General features: G+C 36.9%; 20 protein-coding genes, 1 pseudogene and 1 other annotated feature. Of the genes and pseudogenes, 5 read left to right on the top strand and 16 right to left on the bottom strand.

The features are described 5' to 3' along the window. Positions 1–51: 51 nt before the first annotated feature. Positions 52–351 (bottom strand): annotated as a pseudogene (locus MHI02_RS18520) (transposase); the annotation flags it as partial. Between the two features lie 198 nt (positions 352–549). On the opposite strand from MHI02_RS18520, the gene trhO reads away from it, so the two are divergent. Continuing rightward, complete coding sequence (gene trhO / locus MHI02_RS03150) at positions 550–1,527, top strand: oxygen-dependent tRNA uridine(34) hydroxylase TrhO (protein ID WP_047183642.1); 978 nt, start codon at positions 550–552, stop codon at positions 1,525–1,527. A 560-nt stretch (positions 1,528–2,087) separates the two neighbouring features. On the opposite strand, the gene MHI02_RS03145 is transcribed toward trhO, so the two are convergent. From MHI02_RS03145 to ytzI, 13 genes are all read right to left on the bottom strand, one after another. Continuing rightward, positions 2,088–2,810, bottom strand: a complete 723-nt coding sequence (locus tag MHI02_RS03145; RefSeq protein WP_047183643.1) for an amino acid ABC transporter ATP-binding protein — start codon at positions 2,808–2,810, stop codon at positions 2,088–2,090. Continuing rightward, positions 2,803–3,462, bottom strand: a complete 660-nt coding sequence (locus tag MHI02_RS03140; RefSeq protein WP_047183644.1) for an amino acid ABC transporter permease — start codon at positions 3,460–3,462, stop codon at positions 2,803–2,805. Before MHI02_RS03140 ends, MHI02_RS03145 begins: the two co-directional genes overlap by 8 nt. A 27-nt stretch (positions 3,463–3,489) precedes the next feature. Then, positions 3,490–4,323, bottom strand: coding sequence for a basic amino acid ABC transporter substrate-binding protein (locus MHI02_RS03135; RefSeq protein WP_047183645.1), 834 nt, complete (start codon positions 4,321–4,323; stop codon positions 3,490–3,492). Positions 4,324–4,470: 147 nt separating this feature from the next. Then, complete coding sequence (locus MHI02_RS03130; protein WP_204798830.1) at positions 4,471–5,634, bottom strand: amidohydrolase; 1,164 nt, start codon at positions 5,632–5,634, stop codon at positions 4,471–4,473. 169 nt (positions 5,635–5,803) lie between these two features. After that, the gene (gene proS / locus MHI02_RS03125; RefSeq protein WP_060667828.1) at positions 5,804–7,243 is read right to left on the bottom strand and encodes a proline--tRNA ligase; all 1,440 of its coding nucleotides are present in this window, start codon (positions 7,241–7,243) and stop codon (positions 5,804–5,806) included. A 100-nt stretch (positions 7,244–7,343) separates the two neighbouring features. Continuing rightward, positions 7,344–7,567: a binding site (T-box leader), on the bottom strand. A 522-nt stretch (positions 7,568–8,089) separates the two neighbouring features. Then, on the bottom strand, positions 8,090–8,575 hold the full coding sequence (locus tag MHI02_RS03120; protein ID WP_204798258.1) for a DUF456 family protein: 486 nt from the start codon (positions 8,573–8,575) through the stop codon (positions 8,090–8,092). A 47-nt stretch (positions 8,576–8,622) separates the two neighbouring features. Then, on the bottom strand, positions 8,623–9,243 hold the full coding sequence (locus tag MHI02_RS03115; RefSeq protein ID WP_047184958.1) for a glycerol-3-phosphate acyltransferase: 621 nt from the start codon (positions 9,241–9,243) through the stop codon (positions 8,623–8,625). A gap of 73 nt (positions 9,244–9,316) precedes the next feature. Further along, positions 9,317–10,750 carry an ABC transporter ATP-binding protein gene (locus tag MHI02_RS03110; RefSeq protein ID WP_052771694.1) on the bottom strand — a complete coding sequence of 478 codons (1,434 nt, stop codon included), beginning with the start codon at positions 10,748–10,750 and terminating at the stop codon, positions 9,317–9,319. A gap of 18 nt (positions 10,751–10,768) precedes the next feature. Next, complete coding sequence (locus MHI02_RS03105; RefSeq protein WP_341166095.1) at positions 10,769–11,584, bottom strand: ABC transporter permease; 816 nt, start codon at positions 11,582–11,584, stop codon at positions 10,769–10,771. Between the two features lie 5 nt (positions 11,585–11,589). Continuing rightward, complete coding sequence (locus MHI02_RS03100; protein WP_341165624.1) at positions 11,590–12,582, bottom strand: ABC transporter permease; 993 nt, start codon at positions 12,580–12,582, stop codon at positions 11,590–11,592. Between the two features lie 12 nt (positions 12,583–12,594). Beyond that, on the bottom strand, positions 12,595–14,187 hold the full coding sequence (locus tag MHI02_RS03095) for an ABC transporter substrate-binding protein (protein WP_047184956.1): 1,593 nt from the start codon (positions 14,185–14,187) through the stop codon (positions 12,595–12,597). Positions 14,188–14,315: 128 nt separating this feature from the next. Next, complete coding sequence (locus MHI02_RS03090; protein ID WP_052771693.1) at positions 14,316–15,281, bottom strand: Gfo/Idh/MocA family protein; 966 nt, start codon at positions 15,279–15,281, stop codon at positions 14,316–14,318. Then, complete coding sequence (gene ytzI / locus MHI02_RS03085) at positions 15,278–15,436, bottom strand: YtzI protein (RefSeq protein WP_371690292.1); 159 nt, start codon at positions 15,434–15,436, stop codon at positions 15,278–15,280. Before ytzI ends, MHI02_RS03090 begins: the two co-directional genes overlap by 4 nt. Before the next feature lie 542 nt (positions 15,437–15,978). Here ytzI and ehuB point away from each other — a divergent pair. From ehuB to ehuA, 4 genes are all read left to right on the top strand, one after another. Then, positions 15,979–16,860 carry an ectoine/hydroxyectoine ABC transporter substrate-binding protein EhuB gene (ehuB, locus tag MHI02_RS03080; RefSeq protein WP_052771692.1) on the top strand — a complete coding sequence of 294 codons (882 nt, stop codon included), beginning with the start codon at positions 15,979–15,981 and terminating at the stop codon, positions 16,858–16,860. Positions 16,861–16,956: 96 nt separating this feature from the next. Continuing rightward, positions 16,957–17,625: an ectoine/hydroxyectoine ABC transporter permease subunit EhuC gene (gene ehuC, locus MHI02_RS03075; protein ID WP_047184955.1), complete on the top strand. Its 669-nt coding sequence runs from the start codon at positions 16,957–16,959 to the stop codon at positions 17,623–17,625. Next, a complete protein-coding gene (gene ehuD, locus MHI02_RS03070) occupies positions 17,622–18,341 on the top strand; it encodes an ectoine/hydroxyectoine ABC transporter permease subunit EhuD (protein WP_341165623.1) in 720 nt (239 codons plus the stop codon). The genes ehuC and ehuD overlap by 4 nt, the downstream gene beginning before the upstream one ends. Further along, the gene (ehuA, locus tag MHI02_RS03065) at positions 18,341–19,114 is read left to right on the top strand and encodes an ectoine/hydroxyectoine ABC transporter ATP-binding protein EhuA (protein WP_060667822.1); all 774 of its coding nucleotides are present in this window, start codon (positions 18,341–18,343) and stop codon (positions 19,112–19,114) included. Before ehuD ends, ehuA begins: the two co-directional genes overlap by 1 nt. A gap of 434 nt (positions 19,115–19,548) precedes the next feature. Here ehuA and murB read toward each other — a convergent pair whose 3' ends face one another. Both murB and MHI02_RS03055 read right to left on the bottom strand, forming a co-directional pair. Further along, positions 19,549–20,466, bottom strand: a complete 918-nt coding sequence (gene murB, locus MHI02_RS03060) for a UDP-N-acetylmuramate dehydrogenase (RefSeq protein WP_047184952.1) — start codon at positions 20,464–20,466, stop codon at positions 19,549–19,551. Positions 20,467–20,662: 196 nt separating this feature from the next. Then, positions 20,663–21,478, bottom strand: a complete 816-nt coding sequence (locus MHI02_RS03055; protein ID WP_047184951.1) for an alpha/beta fold hydrolase — start codon at positions 21,476–21,478, stop codon at positions 20,663–20,665. Positions 21,479–21,480: the final 2 nt, after the last annotated feature.

Here is a 21,480-nt window from a genome sequence, read left to right as displayed (position 1 = left end):
TGTTGTTTTGAGGCTAGGACATAACTAGCTGATAATAAGCTAAATATTATTTTAACCTTCGTTTTGCTTAGGTCTCCTGGCGGTGTACTTTCTCAAGTTTACCGGCAGGAATGCGGATCCCATTTCATTTTTTACTTTCTCTTTTACAGAGAAACGAGTGAAACGCAAATTAGCCTTCAGGAGTCCTAAGATCAGCTCTACGTCCATTTTGCGTTTACCGTAGATTTCACTGTTTCTCCTTTGAAAGCTTCTCTCTGATATATGCTTTTTGTTTTTCCCATGTTTATTGTAATAAGGTTTCCAGTTATTCCCTTCGCTAGTAGGGTCTTGCGTATATTGACTTGATGCAGGAATGTACCACCTTTGCTTGTGTAAAAAACTGTAATATACGATAAAATGTAGGGCAATTGGTATTTTGGGTTATTTTTTATAGACTGGAATAAAGGATAAAAACGTGATAAAATAATGACTTGCAAGACTAAAAACGAATAGTAAAGACCAACTTACATTTGTATCTTGCAAATATAAATGGAATAGGTGGTAAATAAAATGGAAAACAAAGATTACAGAGTATTATTGTACTATCATTATGTAGATATTGAAGATCCTGAAACTTTCGCTGATGAGCATCTTCAATTTTGTAAGGAACTTGGATTAAAAGGAAGAATTCTTGTAGCTAAAGAAGGAATTAATGGTACCGTTTCTGGAACGGTTGAGGCTACAAACAAATATATGGAAGCAATGCGTAACAGTGAACTATTTAAAGATATCATGTTTAAAGTAGATGAACATGATGGGCATGCTTTTAAAAAAATGCATGTACGTCCACGTAAAGAACTAGTTACACTTCGTTTACCTGAAGAAGAGGATACAAATCCACAAGAATTGACAGGGGAATTTCTTTCTCCAAAAGAATGGTACGAAGCAATGCAACGTGAAGATACCGTTGTTGTAGATACAAGAAATGATTATGAATATGATTTAGGACATTTTAGAGGTGCAATTCGCCCTGATGTAAAAACATTTCGCGAGATGCCGGAATGGGTGCGTAAAAATAAACATTTAATAGAAGGCAAAAAAGTTCTCATGTACTGTACTGGTGGTATTCGTTGTGAGAAATTCACTGGTTGGATGATTAAAGAAGGCTTTGAAGACGTAGCCCAATTACATGGCGGAATTGTTACTTATGGTAAAGACCCAGAAGTACAAGGAGAACTATGGGATGGCAAATGCTATGTATTCGATGAACGTATCTCAGTAGATATTAATCAAAAAGAACATGTTGTCGTTGCGAAAGATTACTTCGATGGACAACCATGTGAACGTTATGTAAATTGCGCTAACCCTGAATGTAATAAACAAATTATCTGCTCTGAGGAAAATGAGCATAAATATATGAGAGGCTGTACACATGAATGCCGTGTTCACCCTCGCAACCTATATATTCAAGAACACAATCTAACAACGGAAGAAGTTCAAGCTAGACTTGAAGCTCTTGGCGAAACGTTAGAGAAACAAGAAGCATAATATCCTAAATAGGGTCGGATTCATTTGAATCCGACCCTATTTTTTTATAAAGGCTATATCGAAATTTGCTTAGAAAACTTGCATTTGCGAGGTGCTTGGGGAATTTATGGGGTAACGAATTCTACAACATAGGTTACGGAATGCGAAAAAGGAAGCCGTGTTCCGGCACTCATAAGCTGAATGAGTTACTGTATACTGAAAGGAATTCCTCGTTCGGGCACTCATAAGTCGAATGAGTTACCGTATACTGAAAGGAATTCCTCGTTCGGGCACTCATAAGCCGAATGAGTTACCAAATACTGAAAAGAATTCCTCGTTCGGGCACTCATAAGTCGAATGAGTTACCGTATACTGAAAGGAATTCCTCGTTCGGGCACTCATAAGTCGAATGAGTTACCGTATACTGAAAAGAATTCCTGTTCGGGCACTCATAATCCAAATGAGTAACTAATTCACTTCCACGAATATCAAATGATCACATTGAACCTACTAAATAAAAAAGATGTATATTAAAGGCGAATATCCTAACCTTTAATACACATCTCCAAAAATTTTATTTATTACAGAACCTTATCCAAAAAGTCCCTCGCCCGTTCTGTTTTTGGTTGCTTAAAGAATTCTTTTGGGTCTCCCTCTTCCAGTAGAACCCCATCATCTAAAAACAGTACTCTATCCGCAACCTCTTTAGCAAAATTCATTTCATGCGTCACAATGACCATCGTCATTCCTGTACCTGCTAAATCCTTCATAACATCTAATACTTCTTTAACCATTTCCGGATCAAGTGCAGAAGTTGGCTCATCAAACAACATAATTTCTGGTTCCATGGCAAGTGCACGCGCAATGGCTACACGTTGTTTTTGTCCCCCAGAAAGTCTATTCGGATAGGCATTTTCTTTGTCTGTTAATCCGACTTTCGCCAGTAACTCTTTTGCAATTTTTTGTGCTTCCGATTTGGAAAGACCTTTTACCTTTTGTGGAGCATACGTAACGTTATCTAATACGGTCATATGCGGGAATAAGTGGAAATGCTGAAATACCATTCCAATATTTTTTCTAACGACTAATTTATCTACCTTTTTATCCGTAATTTTTTTATCATTTAAATAAATTTCCCCTGATGTTGGTTCTTCTAATAAATTCAGACATCTTAAAAAAGTAGATTTACCAGATCCTGATGGTCCTATAACTGCCACTACTTCTCCCGTATTAATCGTAGTAGAAATATTCTTCAATACTGTATTATTTCCAAATACCTTGCTTATTTCTTTAGCCTTAATCACCTTGTCTTAACCTCCGTTCGATAGCTTGGCCAATTTTCGTTAATATAAATACCATAATCCAATAAATGGCCCCTGCCAACAATAACGGTTCAAAATTACGATAAATATCTGCACCGACAATTTGGGCACGACGCATTAAATCTAAATAACCTATAGTAGATACAATAGCAGATTCCTTTGTTAATGTGATGAATTCATTTAATAAGGCCGGCAAGATATTTTTAATGGCTTGTGGCAAAATAATATTTAACATCATCGGTCTATATGGCACTCCCAATGCCTCTGCAGCTTCCATTTGACCTTTATCAACAGCCATAATTCCCGCACGAATAATTTCAGATACATATGCCGCTGAATTTAATCCAAATGTTAAAACAGCTGATAAAAATATCGGAATATCATAGCCTGTTAATTGTGGAATTGCATAATAGATAATCATTAATTGTAGAATTAGGGGAGTTCCACGAAATATGGATGTATATGCATTTGCTATCCATTTTAAGAAGGAAACCTTTGTAATCTTACAAAGCGCAAGAAGTGTCCCTAATACTAAACCAATTATAATGGAAAAAATAACGAATTCTAAAGTAGCCCATATTCCTTTTAACATAAAAGGAGTATAAGGCACGATTTGGCTAAAATCCAAATTCATGCCCTAACACCTCGCTTTCTTTGCTGTTTATTCTGCGTTAGTTAGATCCCATTTCTTTTCTAATTCAGCAATCGTACCATTTTCAATCAGTTTTTCTAATGCACCGTTAATTTCCTCTGTAAGTTCACTTCCTTTAGGAAATGCAATGCCCATTCCTGGTGAACTTGTTGTCGGATCATCAAAACCTTCTAGTCCCTGTTCCGCGATAAAACCTTCTGCAACTGTTTTATCCAAATAACCAACATCAATACGGTTTGAATTTAACTCTTGAATTAATAATGCAGCTTTATCTACTTTCTTCACCTCAAAGCCATACTTACTACTTAGTTCATCCGCACCTTCTTCTTGAATGGTACCCAATTGAACCCCAACAGTAAGCCCCTTAAGGTCTTCTAAGCTATTGATATCAGCATCTTTCTTCATTATAAACATTTCACCTGATCGATGATACGGTTCAGAGAAATCCACGTTTTGTTTACGTTCTTCGGTAGCACTCATACCAGACATTACCATATCCACACGACCAGATTGCAATGCCCCAATCAACCCATCAAAACTCATATCTTGAATTTCCAACTCATACCCTAATTCATCCGCGATAGCTTGAGCTACCTCAATATCAAAACCAACAAAGTTTCCTTCTTTATCATAAGATTCAAACGGAGGAAAGTCAGCGGAAGTAGCCATTTTTAATACTTTTCCATCTGCTTTTTCAGCCTTTTCACCTTCTTGGCTATCCGTTGCTGTATCTCCTGTATTATTATCAGGAGTTTTCTCAGCTTCCGGATCACCTGCTCCACATGCTGCCAGCACTCCAATGATGAATGCCATAACTAAAATTTTAAAAAATGTAGATTTCATTTGATTCTCCCCTTTTCTTTATCATGTCTGTTCAAAAAGAACCGAGATCGGCTAAATTCACAACGTCCTATCGCAACGCCGACACTAGCACTATTGCCAACTAGAAACATTAAAGTGTCATTTTCACCGGACTTATTAAACATCCTTTTATAGACTGTTGTTTTTGAACTCTTCCTTTATAGCTTGTAAAAGTTCTTCACTAGAAATGACATCATACCCAGTTTGCGCTAGAGCTAATGCGCCACTTACTAATGTTGTATATCCATCTTCAGTTATGGTTTGATCAGCAAACTCTTTCGTATGATGTACTAATCCCGGTTTGTTCATTCCAATATATGGGTGAATCGCCGGTACAACTTGACTAACATTTCCCATATCAATCGATCCTAAACCAGATTTATCTTTATTTAGTGGTAATGTGCTAGTTTGCTTCAAGTTTTGATTAAAGGCTTCTGAAAGTGTATGATTCGTTACCATATTATCGTAACTTAATTCATAATTTGAGATTTCTAAAGTGGCACCTGTCATTAATGCAGCACCTTCAGCAATATGTTTTACTTTTTCTACAACTTCATTTAAGTATTTACGATTATTCGCTCTGATATAAAATTGGGCAACTGCATAATCTGGAACAACATTAGCAGCTTTTCCTCCTTCAGATATCACACCATGAATACGTACATCTGATTGGACATGTTGCCTTAATGCATTAATTCCATTAAATAATTGTATGACGCTATCTAAAGCATTAATACCTTCTTCTGGGGATGCAGCTGCATGTGCTGATTTTCCAGTGAACGCATACTGAATCGCGTCCATTGCTAAAGACTTTCCACTCATGTAAGATTGGTCACTTGGATGGAGGATCATTGCTACATCCGTATCATCAAAAACTCCTTGTTGACTCATAGGAACTTTTGCACCGTTCGTTTCTTCTGCAGGAGTTCCTAATACAACAACATTCCCACCAATTTCATGTAATACTTTACTCAAGGCAATTCCAGCACCAACGCTCATTGTCCCGATTAAGTTATGCCCACAAGCATGTCCAACTTCAGGTAATGCATCATACTCCGCTAAATAAGCAATCGTTGGACCTGGCTTACCACTTTTATAGGTAGCCTTAAATGCAGTTGGTCGATTAACGGTTCCTATTTCTATTTCAAATTGATGCTCTTTTAAAAAATTCGTATGTAGTTTCATAGATTCAAATTCTTGATCGCCTAATTCAGGATTTTCATATAAGTTCTTATTCATTTCCCAAAGTTGACTTTTAATTTGTTCTAAATGATTAGACAAATGTTCTTTCATGGTGTTTATCACTCCTATACTTTGTATAACGTGTGTATATTTATGAATATTATTGTATATTTATTAACTAATTCAGTTATACCATGATTGAACAACATGCGCAAGGGTTTTTTTCTTTTAAAACTAGATATAAAAAAAGACGCCGAATCATCGACGCCTTTTCTCCTAATTAATAAGCTTTTGCCCAATAAACCATTTCTTTTGCTTCTTTACCACAGCAAACGCATGTATCTGCTACTTTTTCTTGCTCAAATGGAATACAACGTGAAGTTGCTGTTGTTTCTTCTTTTATCTTTTCTTCGCATGCAAGGTCTCCACACCACATTGCTTTGATGAAGCCGCCCTTTTGATCAAGTGTTTGTTTAAATTCATCCATATTCGTAGCAGTTGTTGTCATCTCATTACGATGTTCAAGTGCTTTATTATATAGGTTGGTTTGAATTTCTTCTAGTAATTGAGGCAAGCGTTCTTCTAATTCTGTAAGTGCCACGAATTCTTTTTCTCCCGTATCTCGACGAACAAGAACAACTTGTCCTTTCTCAATATCTTTCGGTCCCATCTCAATACGTACAGGAATTCCTTTCATTTCATATTCATTGAATTTCCATCCTGGCATTTTATCACTTGCATCAATATCGACACGGACTAAATCTTTTAATTGATCACGTAGCGCATAAGCTTTATCTAGTACACCTTCTTTATGTTGAGCGATAGGAACAATCATCGCTTGTGTAGGTGCAATTTTTGGAGGTACAACTAATCCACGATTATCACCATGCACCATAATCAACGCACCCATAATTCGTGTAGAAAGTCCCCAAGATGTTTGATGAACATATTGGCTTTCTCCATTTTCATCTAAGTACGTAATATCAAAAGCTTCTGCAAAGCCAGAACCGAAATGGTGGGAAGTTGCAGATTGTAGAGCTTTTCCATCATGCATTAAACTTTCGATGGTTAGTGTATAATTAGCACCAGCGAATTTTTCCTTATCTGTTTTTCTACCTTTTAGTACAGGAATAGCTAGATATTCTTCCACTAAGTCTGCATATACTTCTAACATACGATTTGTTTCTTGTGAAGCATCTTCATCAGTTGCATGAGCAGTATGCCCTTCTTGCCACTGGAACTCTGAAGAACGTAGAAACGGTCTTGTTGTTTTTTCCCATCGTACAACATTCGCCCATTGATTGTATAACATTGGTAGGTCACGATAGGAATGAATATTTTTGGAATAGTAGTCACAAAATAGAACTTCAGAAGTAGGGCGGAATGCTAAACGTTCTTGAAGTTTTTCCTCTCCACCATGTGTAATCCAAGCAACTTCAGGAGCAAATCCTTCCACATGGTCTTTTTCCTTTTGAAGTAGACTTTCTGGAATAAACACCGGAAAAGACACATTAGAATGGCCTGTTTCCTTAATCCTCTTATCTAATTGATCCTTAATATTTTCCCAAATGGCATATCCATAAGGTTTCATAATCATCGTTCCACGAACCAAACCATAGTCAACTAATTCTGCTTGTTTCACAACATCTGTATACCATTGTGCAAAATCGTCTTCCATTGCTGTGATCTTTTCGACAAACTGTTTATTTTTCTTTCCCAAAGTAAACACCTCTTTAATATATTCTTGTTTAGCTTCAACGCCCATCGACTAGCTCGCGTTTCCGCTTTTCGTATTTCTGCACAAAAAAACCCCCATCCAGTAAAGGGACCGAGGTTTGGCGTTACCACCCTTGTTTGCAAGAGGGATTCCCACTTGCACACTTTTCCTTCGTAACGGTTATGAACCGCGCTATCTTACAGCCAAAAGCTTTCCGACAGCGAACTAAAAAGGTAGGTTCTAATTCATGTCTTTAGAAATTCGCACCACCCATTTCCTCTCTTAAAAGACATTAAAATTATACTAATCCTCTTCAAACGTTTTAATTATATTCAATATCTTTTAATATATATGGATGAAAATAGAAAGTCAAGATGGAGGGGATTAAAAGTAGTATGATCGATTCCTTTATTATTTTAGATCTTTACTCGTTACTTAATCTAATGTAATAATAAAGTCAGTAAAAAAATATTTGCAGGTATTTAATTTGAAGAGCGGTGGTTTTTATGAAAAATAGATTATCTGGAAAAACTGTATATATAATTTTTTTAATAATAATGGTCTTCCTATATATTTCTTCAAAGTATATTAGTAATCAAACAGCCTTTCTCATCATAACTATTTTCCCTTTAGTATATTGGGGTATATATAGTTTTATAAATAGGCAGGTGGAGAAATAGCCTTTCTATTCACACTTGAAAGACCGGGTAACTGAATTTTAAAACTGTTTATTTTTTGGTGAAGAAAATCCTATATAATTTAGTTGATAAAACAGGATTTTCTTCACTTTCTCGATATCCTTTGTGATGGACCCACATCAAGTGTAAGAATTTACTAAAAACGTCATCCTCAAAATATAATAACAATAAAAAACCAAATGATCATAATCAACTGAATCAATACTTTGGCAATAGACCCGCCTAAAAAGCCAAGCAACGAACCGATGGATGCCTTGATTGCGTCGTTAGGAGGTCTCTGTTGTAATAACTCTATGACAAATACGGTAATAAAGGGAACAATAAGAATACCAAAAGGTGGGATAATAAATGATCCAACAATAACCGCTACTACCGCACCTCGTTCTCCCCATTTACTGCCACCATATTTTTTCACAAAATAACTATTTGCTAATATATCTGCTAAAAATAAAAACAGAGTAAAGATAGCCATTATTATCCAGAAAACAATCGTGAGTTCATCTGGGTTGATGATAAACTGATAAAGCAAAAAACCAACCCAAATGACAAGGACTGACGGAATGATTGGATAAATGATTCCGGCAAAACTCAATATGAACAACACAATAATGACAATCCAGACCATCCAATCTAACATATATGCTTCCTCCAAAAAGAAATTTGAATAAGGCCTAGAACCATTTGTTAAGAAGTTTTCCGATATATACTGGAAAGTTTAATCTCTTCCTTATTCATAAAACGTCTTAGATTTTCCCAATGTTTCATCATACCCATTAGAATAAGTACTAAAACAATTGTTGCTGGATCAGTACCATAAACCATGTATGTCTCTATAAAATAAACTACATACATACTCAGAATTCCGAATACAGCATAATCCGTTGTAAATGTTACTAGTAGTAATATGATAACCCCAATAATTGCAATTCTAAAATCGATTGCTAAAAATGCACCTATAATAGAGGCTGTACCTTTTCCACCTTTGAAATTCATTGTTATTGGATAGTTATGACCTAAAATAACAAAAAAGGCAGTATTATATAGTAGTATAATCTGATATTCATTCATTACTCCATTATATTCCAAGAAGGATACCATTAATAAAATTGCCAAGGTTGCTTTAAAAATATCTACGAGAGCAACGACTATACCATATTTCCACCCTAACAACATCGTAGTGTTAGAGGCGCCTGCATTCTTACTCCCTAATTTTTTAATATCTATCTGTTTTCGTTTAGCAACAAGCTGTGAACCATTTAGGCAACCGAATAAGTATCCAATCAAAGTTGAGATTAGAAAATACATATGATTCTCCCCCTGTATGATTACTTATTTCTAATATATTAAAAAAATGCCCTATTGGGTTCAAAAGTTTGAGTCATTTTTGAAATTGGGCGCCTTGAAAATCCTGGAAGTCTATCATACGGTCGCTTATACGCTGCAATAAATAGGAATCATGACTTATCGCAAGGACACCAATATTCCGCTCCTTCGCAACACGATGTAACATTTTCCACAAATGCGCTTGTGTAATGGCATCAAGCATTGTCGTAATTTCATCGGCTATAATGAATTTAGTCTCGTCTTGAAATGCTCTTGCTATACAAAATCGTTGTAGCTCTCCTCCTGACAATTCACTTGGCCAACGGGATAACCACTCTTCTTTTATTCCAAGTTCATCTAATACTTTACGATCCATATTACTTTCCATCCATATTTTTTGCATTTTCCATCTTGGATTGATGGACTTCTCCGGATGTTGCCAAATAAACTGAACAGGATGTATTCCCCTACTTTTAATTTGCTTACCGCCAAGCAGTACCCTTCCACTTTCAGGCTTCATATAACCGGCAATGATTTTGGCCATCGTTGTTTTTCCTGACCCGCTATATCCATGCAAACCAACGATTTCACCAGGGTGAATGGTTAGATGAAGGTCCTTAAATAAATAATCTCCATCCCCATATTTAAAGCTGATTCCTTCCACCTCAAGTTTCGATGATTCGTTCGTTATTGGAATAATCTCTTTTTCCTTAACAAAAAAATCATTTCTCGGCAGTGCATTCCACAACTCCTTTGTAAATGGATGTTGCAGCATTTCCCCTTTTCCCCAGAAATCCTCAACCTTGGCTATTTCAACTGTTTCACCATCACGGAAAACAACTACCTTATTTGCCAATTTTAATGCCGTATCAATATCGTGGGTAATGAACATGATACCTTTCCCTTTTTGGGATAGCTGTTTAAGAAGAGAGGTAAGTTCGTCTAGGGTTTGTGGATCAAGTCCCGGTGTTGGCTCATCAGCAATAATCAATTTTGCCGGGCTAACGATAGCCGTAGCCGCTAAAATTCTTCTTGCCATCCCACCAGATAATTCAAATGGATATTTATCAGAAACCTCACTTGAAAGACCTACTTGAGTAAAAACCTTTTGTTGAACAAGTTTTTTATCTTGATTCTGTATAACCTCTTGAACCTGTTTCCCAACTTTCATTAAAGGATTCAAAGCTTGAGTGGATTGGGGAATATACGAAATTTCCTTCCCCCTATATTCCTCTCTCAATTTGTCGCCTTTATAAAAAATTTCTCCATCCGTTAATGCATGCTTTGGTAATATACCAAGAATCGCACTGGCTAATAAGCTTTTCCCTGAACCACTAGCTCCAACGACTGCAACAATTTCTCCTTCATTTATCGTCATGTTAAGATTCCTAATCACTTTCATTTCTGTTTCTACTAACCCTTTTTTAAAGGTTCGAAACGCTAATGAAAAATTCTTCACTTCTAATAATAGAGGTTGCGGGTTTTCCATCCATTTCCCCTCCTTGCACTAAGACTTCATCCCATCAAAGGGATCGATGAATCGTTTCACATTTTTCCCTAACATATCAAATAGACTTACCATAACTAATAGAGCTAGTCCCGGAAAAAAGGCAAGCCACCACATACCTACCGAAAGATAACGCATAGACTCTGATAATATAATACCTATTGCTGGTTGTTCAGGTGATAATCCAAAGCCTAAAAAGGTTATTGCAGCTTCATGGAGAATGGCATGTGGAAAGATTAACAAGAAACCTACAAACAATTGCGGGAATACATGTGGAAAAAAATGATTTCTAGCAATCCATAATTTGCTTTTTCCTAATTTCATGGAAATGTTAACATATTCAGCTGTTTTTATTTGTAAGATTTCTGCACGCAAGATCCTTGTTATACTAGGCCAATGAGTGAGTGCTAAACCAATCACCACACCATAAAAACCCCCACCCGCGGCGAAGGAAATTAATATTAAAACGACTATATGGGGGACACTTAAAAATAGATCTATTAACCATGTGACAAACCGATCCCACATTCTATTCCACGAAGCTAATAAACTAAAAAATAAAGCAAGGATGGAACTCGTTAATGCGGCTACTATACCTACTCCAATACTTAACGTTAAGCCCTTTAAGGTTCTTGCTAACATGTCACGCCCTAACCAATCCGTACCAAATATATGATTCCAGGATGGTGCCTCATTTTTCCCTTCCATATGGATAAGAAGTTCCTCATCCGTTATCGACATTCCGGAACTGATAATGGCTAAAAGGAAAAGAACCGAAACGGCTATTTTTATCATTGTTTTTCTTCTTATATTTATCCGATTCAATGAAGGTCCCCCTTTCTTATACGGGGGTCAATTACTTTGTAAAGAATATCGGCAAGTAAGTTTCCGATAAATACAAATACCGTACTAAATAATACAATACCTAATAATAAAGGAACATCTCCACCAAGACCAGCTTGTACAACTGCTTGCCCAAGACCTGGATAGGAAAATACTTGCTCCGCAATAACAGCTCCGCCAAAAATTTCCCCGAAAGATGAAAAATGAATAGAAATAGCAGGCAAGGCGATATTACGTAAGCCATGTTGATAAGCAAGTTGATAGCCTTTTTTTCCTTTAGCCTTCGCATAAAGGATATATTCACTTTGTAATACTTCTACTAGCTTTTCCCTAGTATGAAGCGCAATGTTGGAGACCCCGATAATACTTAATGTTAAAACTGGCAATAATAAATGCTTGAACTTATCTAGTATAAATACATCTTCTGCCAATACACCAGCTGGAGTGCCTAGACCAATTGGGAACCAACCGAGCCATACTGAAAAAACAGTTAATAATAATAAACCTAACCAAAAAGTGGGCGTGGAAGCTAATGTATAGCAATAAGTTTTAATGAACCGATCTATGATTGTCCCTTGCTTAACCGCCGCAACGACACCTAGTAAAAAACCGATAACCCCTGATAATAGCCAAGCTAGCCCCATTAATCCTAATGAGGCTAGAAAACGCTCCAAGATAATATCGATTACAGGGGCCCGATAGATTAAGGAAGTCCCAAGATCCCCTTGGATGACCGCACTTCCCCAATTCATAAATTGCAATATTCTAGATTCATTCAGGCCCCAATATTCAGCAATCTCTTCTCTTTGTTCCGGACTCACCCTCGTTATATCCGCACCTACATAGGACTGAATAGGATCAATTGGTGAAATTGCCACTAATGTAAAAGAAATAACACTAACTGCAAAAAGTAAACTTAATAGTTTTACTGCCTTACTCAAAATAAACTTAAATACACGTTTTAAATTCAAACTCAGCCTCTCCTACTCCTTCCAATGCCAGTCTTCAATAAAGTCTGTAATTGGCCACCCATGTCCATGTGGTTGAATCTTTTGTTCCCCAATTTCTAGATTTTCATCGATTAAATACAAATGTTGCAGGTTAACAAGCCATGCCCATGGCGCATCCCCTTTTGCTGAGAAGCCTTCTTTTCCATCCCATTGTGCTTTCTTCCAATACTCATTCGCTTCTTCTGTTGATGTTGCCCGTAACGCTTGTTCCATATATTGATCAACAACTTCATTCGAATAATAATTCGTATTATAATAACCTATTCCTCGTGTTTTACTACTGTACAAGTTATACATTTCAAGCGGATCATGACTACCCCAGCCCATCATGATAGGCTCAGAATACATTAATTGTTCTAATTCATTCCAGCTTTTTCCCTCTGTCGTAACGGAAATTCCTAATGGTTTCATCATTTCAGCGAAAGCCATGGATAGAGACTGACGATTTTGATCATCTGCAGGATAAAATAACGTAAAAGCGGCTTCCTTACCATCTTTCACTCTGACACCTTCATCCGTTTCCTTCCAGCCACCTTCGTCTAGAATTTCCTTTGCCTGTTCGATATCATGATCCTCTATCACCGAATCCGGATTCCACCACGGTAATCGATCGGCAACGGAATAAGCTGGTGTTCCATATCCATCCAATACCCCGTCTACCAAGGCCTTTCTATCCACTCCAACGTTTATGGCTTTTCGAATAGAAATATCTGCTGTTACATCATTTCCAATCGGAAACCCATCCTCTGTCATATCCCCACTAGGGACAAATGGGAACATAACTCCTCGATTATCAACAGATTCTAGTTGGATTAATTTCATACCTGGCACTTTTTCGTTCGCAAAGCTGGAAGGAATGGAAACGACATCTACTTCTCCAGCCTTTGCAGCAGCATATCCCGCATCTTCAGATAGGAAAAGAAACGTTAATTTTTTAAAGTATGGTTCTTTTCCATAATAGTGTGGATTTCGTTCTACTATAATTTGTTGACCTTTATCCCACTGAACAAGTTGATATGGTCCTGAACCTATAGGATGTTCCCGATAATTTTCATCATAGGCATGTTCTGGAACAATTCCAGTTGTTACAAGTAAATCGATAAAGGTTGAATCTGGCTTCTCTAAATGAAAGCGAACCGTGTAATCATCAACCGCTTCTATGCCTTTTACATTACTTAAATCCACAACCGAACCACTTCCTTTGGTTTGTTGAAAAGTAAACACAACATCATCCGCGTTCAACTGTTCTCCATCAGAAAACTGAACGTCTTGGCGAATTTCCACCGTCCATGTAAGTCCATCATCGCTCACTTGATAACTTTCTGCGAGGTCATTTTGAATTTCAAAGATTTTGTCATATCGAAGTAATGTACTTTGAAATAAAGGCGAGCCATATCTCCCCCACCCTGTAGTAGGGTCAAATCCCTCTTCCGGCTCACTTCCAACTGCAAGAATTAACTCGTCACTTTGTTTATTAGCATCCTCACTTTTTTCAGTCTCCGTATTAGAGCAAGCAACTAAGCTTATCATTGCAAAAAATAAAACAATAAATGATAATTTTTTCATTTCATAATCTCCTTATTAAAGCTTGTCTTTCCGTACAGTTTATTTTACTATTTTACAACCTCCAATTAAATGTTTTATTACCAAAAAAGATGTCTGTCATTTCTTTTCTAACAGACATCTCATATGTATTATGGATTGAGTTTAAGTCTAGCAGCTTCTAACGCCTTAACTACTATTTTACTTCTTTCCAATGCTTGTTTATACGTAGTATCATTGCTTTCTGAGATCATTTGAATAAATGCCTCCGCCTCATAAACCATGTCTTGCTCTTCCTGTTCAACAGCAAGCTCGTTCATTTGTTTATTTTTACGATCATAATAGGAAATTTTTCTAATAGGAGCAATGTGATCAATCGTAATCGTTCCTTCTTCCCCTTGTATTTCAGAAGGCATGATTGCTTGAGTTATTTTGGAGCAAAGGATAGTTACAACGAAACTCCTATAATCTAAAACTAGAGTGCCACTACCATCCACCCCGTTATCTAACATGACTGGGTAATAATCCAGATTACTAGGCTCACCAAACATATCAATTGCCATACTTAATGGGTAAACACCTAAATCCGTAAGAGCTCCCCCAGCAAACTCTTTTGAAAATACATTTGGTTTCTTTCCCTCTTTTAATGCATCATAACGGGAAGAGTATTGATTGAAATGAAGAACACAACTACGAACCGATCCAATTTTTTCTACCGTATTCTTAAATATTTCATAATTAGGAGAGTATAAATGTCGGTATCCTTCAAATACAAATACATTTTCTTCTTCAGCTAATCCTGAAATGATTTGGAGCTGTTCTTCAGTTAATGCCATTGGTTTTTCACAAAAAACATGTTTTTTTGCCTTTATCACTTTAATAATGTGTTCAACGTGTAATGTATTTGGAGAAGCAATATAAACAAAATCGGTATTTTCCTTTAACATCTCATCTAATTCAGTATACCAACGGTCTGCTCCATTTTTTGTTGCAAAAGACTTAGCTCCGTCCTCTGTTCTAGAGTAAACCGAAGAAAGCACTGCTTTTCCAGTTAGGTTAACTGCTTCAATAAATGATTCGGTAATCCAACTTGTCCCAATTGTAGAATAAGAAATCAAGCATTATCCCTCTCTTCATCTTGTTTAGTTTCATCTGGGTGTGGGTCAATCGTATGTTGATATTCATATCCCTTATTAATTTGTACAATGACTAATACTAAAATAAGGATGACAATAAAGACAGACACGATAGTAATGAGTGTTAATGTACTCACTTTCATCCCCCAATTCTTCTTAGAAGTAGTTCTCTGCTAAATATTTACCCCACCTAAACAGGCAGTAAGACTTCCACCTCAAGCTTCTAGAAGGTAGGTGGGAAATCAACTGCCCGTAAAGGTAACCATCAGTGGCGAATGAAAGAAACCCCCAACTGATAGAAGCCTTCTTTATTATACCATTCTTTCCTTTTCAAATAAGGGGTTCCCTAACAAATTTTTAGTATTTAAGAGAATAGTAGATGATTCGCTCGGATATCTTTGGATACATCATTTGTACTCGTTTAATAAAAAGCATTCACGGATAATCCTTTATTTTCAGAAAATACTGGATTTGAATCCATTTATGAACACCTCTATCATTATAATAGAAATTTACTTTTTTACAGTTCCCCAGAATTTCACCCAGTTTCTTGACATTTTTTCACTATCTTAACTTCTTTCTTACCATGGATCCAGTGGTAAAAGTTTCAACTGAATTATTTTTCTTAATTAGAAATATGGATACAAATACTTCATTTAAAAGGAGAGGACATTTAAACTTGAAGAAATTATTATTAACTTTTGTAACCATAATAGGTTTAATCTTTTTAGCTGCATGCGGCGGATCAGGTGATGCTGGCGCAGAAGGAGGAAAAAGTAAATTAGAGCAACTTCAAGAAAAGGGAACCGTAAAGATTGGTTTTGCCAATGAGCCACCTTACGCTTATGAACAAGGCGGTGAATTAAAAGGGGCGGCTGTTGACATCGCAGAAGCAGTTTTTAAAGAACTAGGAATTGAAGAAATGGATTCACAACTAGCAGACTTTGGTCAACTTATCCCTGGTTTACAAGCACAACAATTTGATGTCGTAACGGCTGGTATGGCAATTAACCCTGACCGTTGCAAAAATGCATTATTTGGGGAACCAGAAATGCAATATGGAGAAGGTTTAATTGTGGAAGCTGGGAATCCACTAGGTCTAGAAAGCTATAAAGATATAGCAGATAATCCCGACGTAACCGTAGTAGTTATGGAGGGTGCTACAGAAATTGAATTTTTAAAATCAGAAGGAGTAAGTGAGGACCAAATCACGACGGCTCCAGATATCCCAGCTACATTCTCTGCCGTTCAATCTGGGCGTGCAGATGCGACAACTGGAACAGAGATGACAGTTAAAATGGCGCTAGAATCCGCTAATACAGATGCTTTGGAATTTGTTGAGACATTTGAACAACCCGATATCGATGGAGTGCCTAGCTATGGTGCTGCTGCATTTAATCTAGAAGATCAAGAACTAGTAGACGCATACAACGAAAAACTGGCTGAACTAAAAGAAAATGGAACCGTTACTGAATTACTGGAGAAAAATGGTTACAGCGCACAAATGAATGCCGTGCCTGATGAAGTTACAACAGAAGCCGTTTGCAATGGGGAATTTTAATGAAGGAAAAATAGACGATGACTCCATAGGGTCCGGTTCCCTCGCCTAGGGGCCTGACTCTATATTTTTTTCTACACCTATTTTTATAAAGGAGTGATGAACATTAGTGCAATAATAGACATATTCCCACAACTACTAAAAGGGCTTGGCGTTACAGTTACCGTTCTGATCGCATCCGCACTTATCGCCTATCTCATGGCTTTTATTGCTGGCTTATGCCGTCTTTCTAATCATATAGTCATTCGAAAAATTACAGGATTTTATGTAGAGGTATTCCGCGGAACATCTCTAATCGTACAGTTATTCTGGTTGTATTACGCCATACCAATGCTCTTCGGAATTCAGTTAGGTTCCAATTGGTGGGCAGGGGTTATTGCCATTGGTTTAAACTATGGTGCCTATTTATCAGAAGTTGTACGCGGATCCATACAGTCTGTCGCAAAAGGACAAACAGAAGCAGCTATTGCGTTAAATATGTCAAGATTCCAACGGATGCGTCTCATTATATTTCCGCAAGCCGTTCGGATGATGTTACCCGAGTTCGGCAACTACACCATTCAAATGTTAAAAGGGACTGCATTAGTATCATTAATAGGTTTAAAGGATGTCCTTTATTATGGTGATATTATGCGAAGTACGAATCTATCTCAGGCACCACTTATCTATTTATTAGTATTAGTACTCTATTTTATTCTCGCTCTCCCACTTATCTGGTTAACTAGAAAGGGAGAAAGCATTTCTAAGAAAGGGGTGGCTAGTGGATGAATAGCAACTATTGGAATTGGGATACATTTCTTGAAGCCCTCCCCATTGTTCTAAAAGGTTTGGGAATTACGATAGGACTTACCATTACATGTTTTTTATTTGCATTACTTTTCGGCTTTGTCTGGACATTTTTACGAAGAATCCCGAATAAGGCACTAAATTGGTGTGTTACATGGATGATGGAATTTATTAGATCTACCCCACCACTTGTGCAACTTTTTTTCATTTTTTATGCTTGGCCAATGATTCCAGGAATTGGTGTTACACTTAGTCCATTTACAAGTGCGGTCATTGGCTTAGGGATTCATTTTAGTACGTATATTGGCGAAATCTATCGTTCAGGAATTGAAAGCGTTGATAAAGGACAATGGGAAGCTGCGAAGGCACTAAATTTCTCTACAGTTGATAAATGGAGAAGAATCATCTTACCACAGGCACTCCCTCCAACCATTCCAATGCTAGGAAACTATTTCATTATTATGTTTAAAGAGGTTCCATTAGCATCAACTATCGGTGTCGCAGGTATCCTGTTAATGGCAAATACGTATGGGGCACAAAATTGGGCCTATCTAGAACCATTGACTATCGTTGGTATCATTTTCTTATTGCTAAGTTATCCGTCCGCCATTCTCATTAAAAGATTAGAAATAAAATTGAACACACGTTTTGATAAGAAAGCAACATTGGAAAATATGAAAAAAGGAGCGATGATGTAATGTCAGAACCAATTGTAACGTATAGGAATGTTCATAAGGCATTCGGCGATGTCAAGGTTCTTAAAGGCATCGATTTAGATATTTTTCCAGCTGAAAAGATTGCCGTTATTGGTCCAAGTGGCTCGGGGAAAACAACGATTATTCGTATGCTAATGACATTAGAAGAACCAACTTCTGGAGACATCATTATCGATGGAACGAATTTATGGAAAATGGCAAAGAATGGGAAAATGATTCGCGCGAATGAGAAACATTTAAGAGACGTTCGCGGAGATATCGGAATGGTCTTTCAACATTTCAACTTATTCCCTCATATGACTATTTTAGAGAATTGCATGGCCGCTCCAATCCACGTAAAAAAGGAAGATAAACGTGAGGTACACGAACGTGCAATTCAAATGTTGGAAAGAGTTGGACTCGGTGACAAGTTGAACAATTATCCTAGCCAACTTTCTGGCGGGCAAAAACAGCGTGTTGCCATGGCAAGAGCATTAGTGATGAGACCAAAAATCATGTTATTTGATGAAGTAACATCTGCTTTAGATCCCGAACTAGTCGGGGAAGTACTTGAAGTTATTCGTGATATAGCACGCAACGACGATATGGCAATGGTTCTCGTCACACATGAAATGGACTTCGCACTAGATATTGCTGACAAAGTATTATTTTTAGATAATGGAGTGATTGCAGAACAAGGCACCGCAAATGAAGTCATCGAGCACTCCACAAACGAACGATTACAAACATTCTTGCACCGTTTTCGGAGTGTTTGAAGAATCCATGTTGAGATGTTCATAAACGGATGAGTTACCGAATTTGGAAAAAGAAGCTGCGTTCCGGCACTCATAAGGTGAATGAGTTACAGAATTCGGAAAAGGAATCCGTGTTCCGGCACTCATAAGGCGGATGAGTTACCGAATTCGGAAAAAGAAGCCCTGTTCCGGCACTCATAAGGCGGATGAGTGCCCGAATCTGGAAAAAGAAGCTGCGTTCCGGCACTCATAAGGCGAATGAGTTACCGAATTCGGAAAAAGAAGGAGATTTTGTCCCTGATAACCACTCATGGACATTTGCTTGGAAAAAGAGGGAAATCTGTCCGTGATAACACGGTTAAAGTCCAACTAATACAGACACATCTAACCAAAAAAATAAGCGTGATACCCCACTCTTTGTTGATAAAAGTATCACGCTTATTTTTCCAAGCCTTTTATTTATCTTCCCCAATAATACGAACTTCACGTTCCAACGCTACACCGAATTTTTCTTTTACTGTATGTTGAACAAAGTGAATTAATTCGATATATTCACTTGCAGTCGCATTATCGACATTTACGATAAATCCTGCATGTTTACGAGAGACCTGTGCCCCTCCTATTTGTTTACCTTGTAAATGACTATCTTGAATTAATTTACCTGCAAAATATCCAGGTGGGCGTTTAAATACACTTCCGCAAGATGGATATTCTAAAGGCTGTTTCGATTCACGCTTATACGTCAAATCATCCATAATTGCTTTAATTTCATCATATTTTCCATTCTTTAATGAAAATTCAGCTTCAAGGACAATGTACCCATTATCTGGGATATTACTTTTCCGATAAGTCAAATCTAACTCATCAGCTGCAACAGTATGTAATTCCCCTTCTTTTGTAACAACGACTGCACTTGTTAATACATCTTTAATTTCGCCACCATAAGCACCGGCATTCATATATAATGCTCCACCTACAGAACCTGGAATTCCACAGGCAAACTCCAGACCAGTTAGCTCCTCTTTTAAAGCGTGCCTAGAAACATCAATAATTCTTGCCCCACTTTGTGCAACAACGACATTTTCCTCTGTCTTAATTTCATTTAGCTTTTGTAAATTTAATACAATACCTCGAATCCCACCATCTTTTACAATTAAATTAGAACCATTTCCTAACAAAGTAAAAGTAGTGTTTTCACTGTTTGCAAGTTTTACAATATCTTGTACTTCTTTATAGTTTTCTGGAGTAACATAAAAATCTGCATTCCCACCTAATTTTGTATACGTATGATTCCTTAGTTCCTCATTTGCTAATACATTTTCTTTTGAAGTAATCTCGATTAGTTTATTATAAAGATGATGATTGATTTCCAACAAAATCATTCCTTTTATTTAATATATATGGAAGCATAACAATTCAGCTTATTAATCTTTTTATAAGAAAGGCCACGTCCGGCGACTAGCACTTCCGCTTTGCTCTTTACATTTCAACTATATGTTAAAAGTATTTAAAAAACCACCAAAGTATTTGGTGATTTTTTAAATAGATAATTTCCTTTTATATTGTAAGTCATTGTGACTCATCTTGCCACAAAAAAGAATGAATCATTTGATCAACTTTCTGACTTTCATGCAAATCACTATGTCCTAAATCATCATCCTGTATGATAACTTCTTTTAGTTGATTTTCTGGAACGATATTCCGAATCGTTTGGACACTTTCAGGATAAGCAACTAAATCTCCTGTACTACCGATGTTTAATACATCAACTGTTTGAGGAAATCCCCCTTGGTAAAGCATTCGGAGTGCTACTGAATTTGGTTTCAAATCATTTGCAGCTGCATCTTGATGCTTTTTAAAATATTCCTTATTATAAATCCCATCAAATGGACTTCCGATTGCAACAAATCGTCGAACATTAGGATAGTCTTCCGTATTATATTGCTGCATGTAATAAACGGAAATAATTCCCCCCATGGAATGTCCAACTAAATTAACTGTGTTTACATTATAATTCTCTTTCAAATGGCGTAATGCATCAGATAGCCATCTGGCACTATCCGAAAAATTAGCTCGATTATTTTGCAGTATAATTTGAACAAACATTTGATCGGCTTGTGCCCCATTTACTTTATAATCCAGGATTCGTCCATTTGAAGAAATAAAATAGACCAATCCTTTTTTCCCCCAACCATTCTTTTCAAAACGGTTAAGCATCGTATTAAAAGATTTAGCTGTCCCTTTGTACCCATGAATAAACACAGTTGGTATACTATTCGTTGTTTCTGACCTTGCTTTATTTGGGATATAAATATATGCAGTAATACCAGTTAGAAAAAGTATAAATAGAATGATACCGATAATTAGTCTGATTTTATTTTTCAAAT

It is taken from the genome of Oceanobacillus sp. FSL K6-0118 (genome assembly GCF_038006665.1).
GTDB lineage: Bacteria > Bacillota > Bacilli > Bacillales > Amphibacillaceae > Oceanobacillus > Oceanobacillus caeni.
Note: the sequence above shows the minus strand (reverse complement) of the source record. Positions and strands in the feature narration are given on the sequence as shown.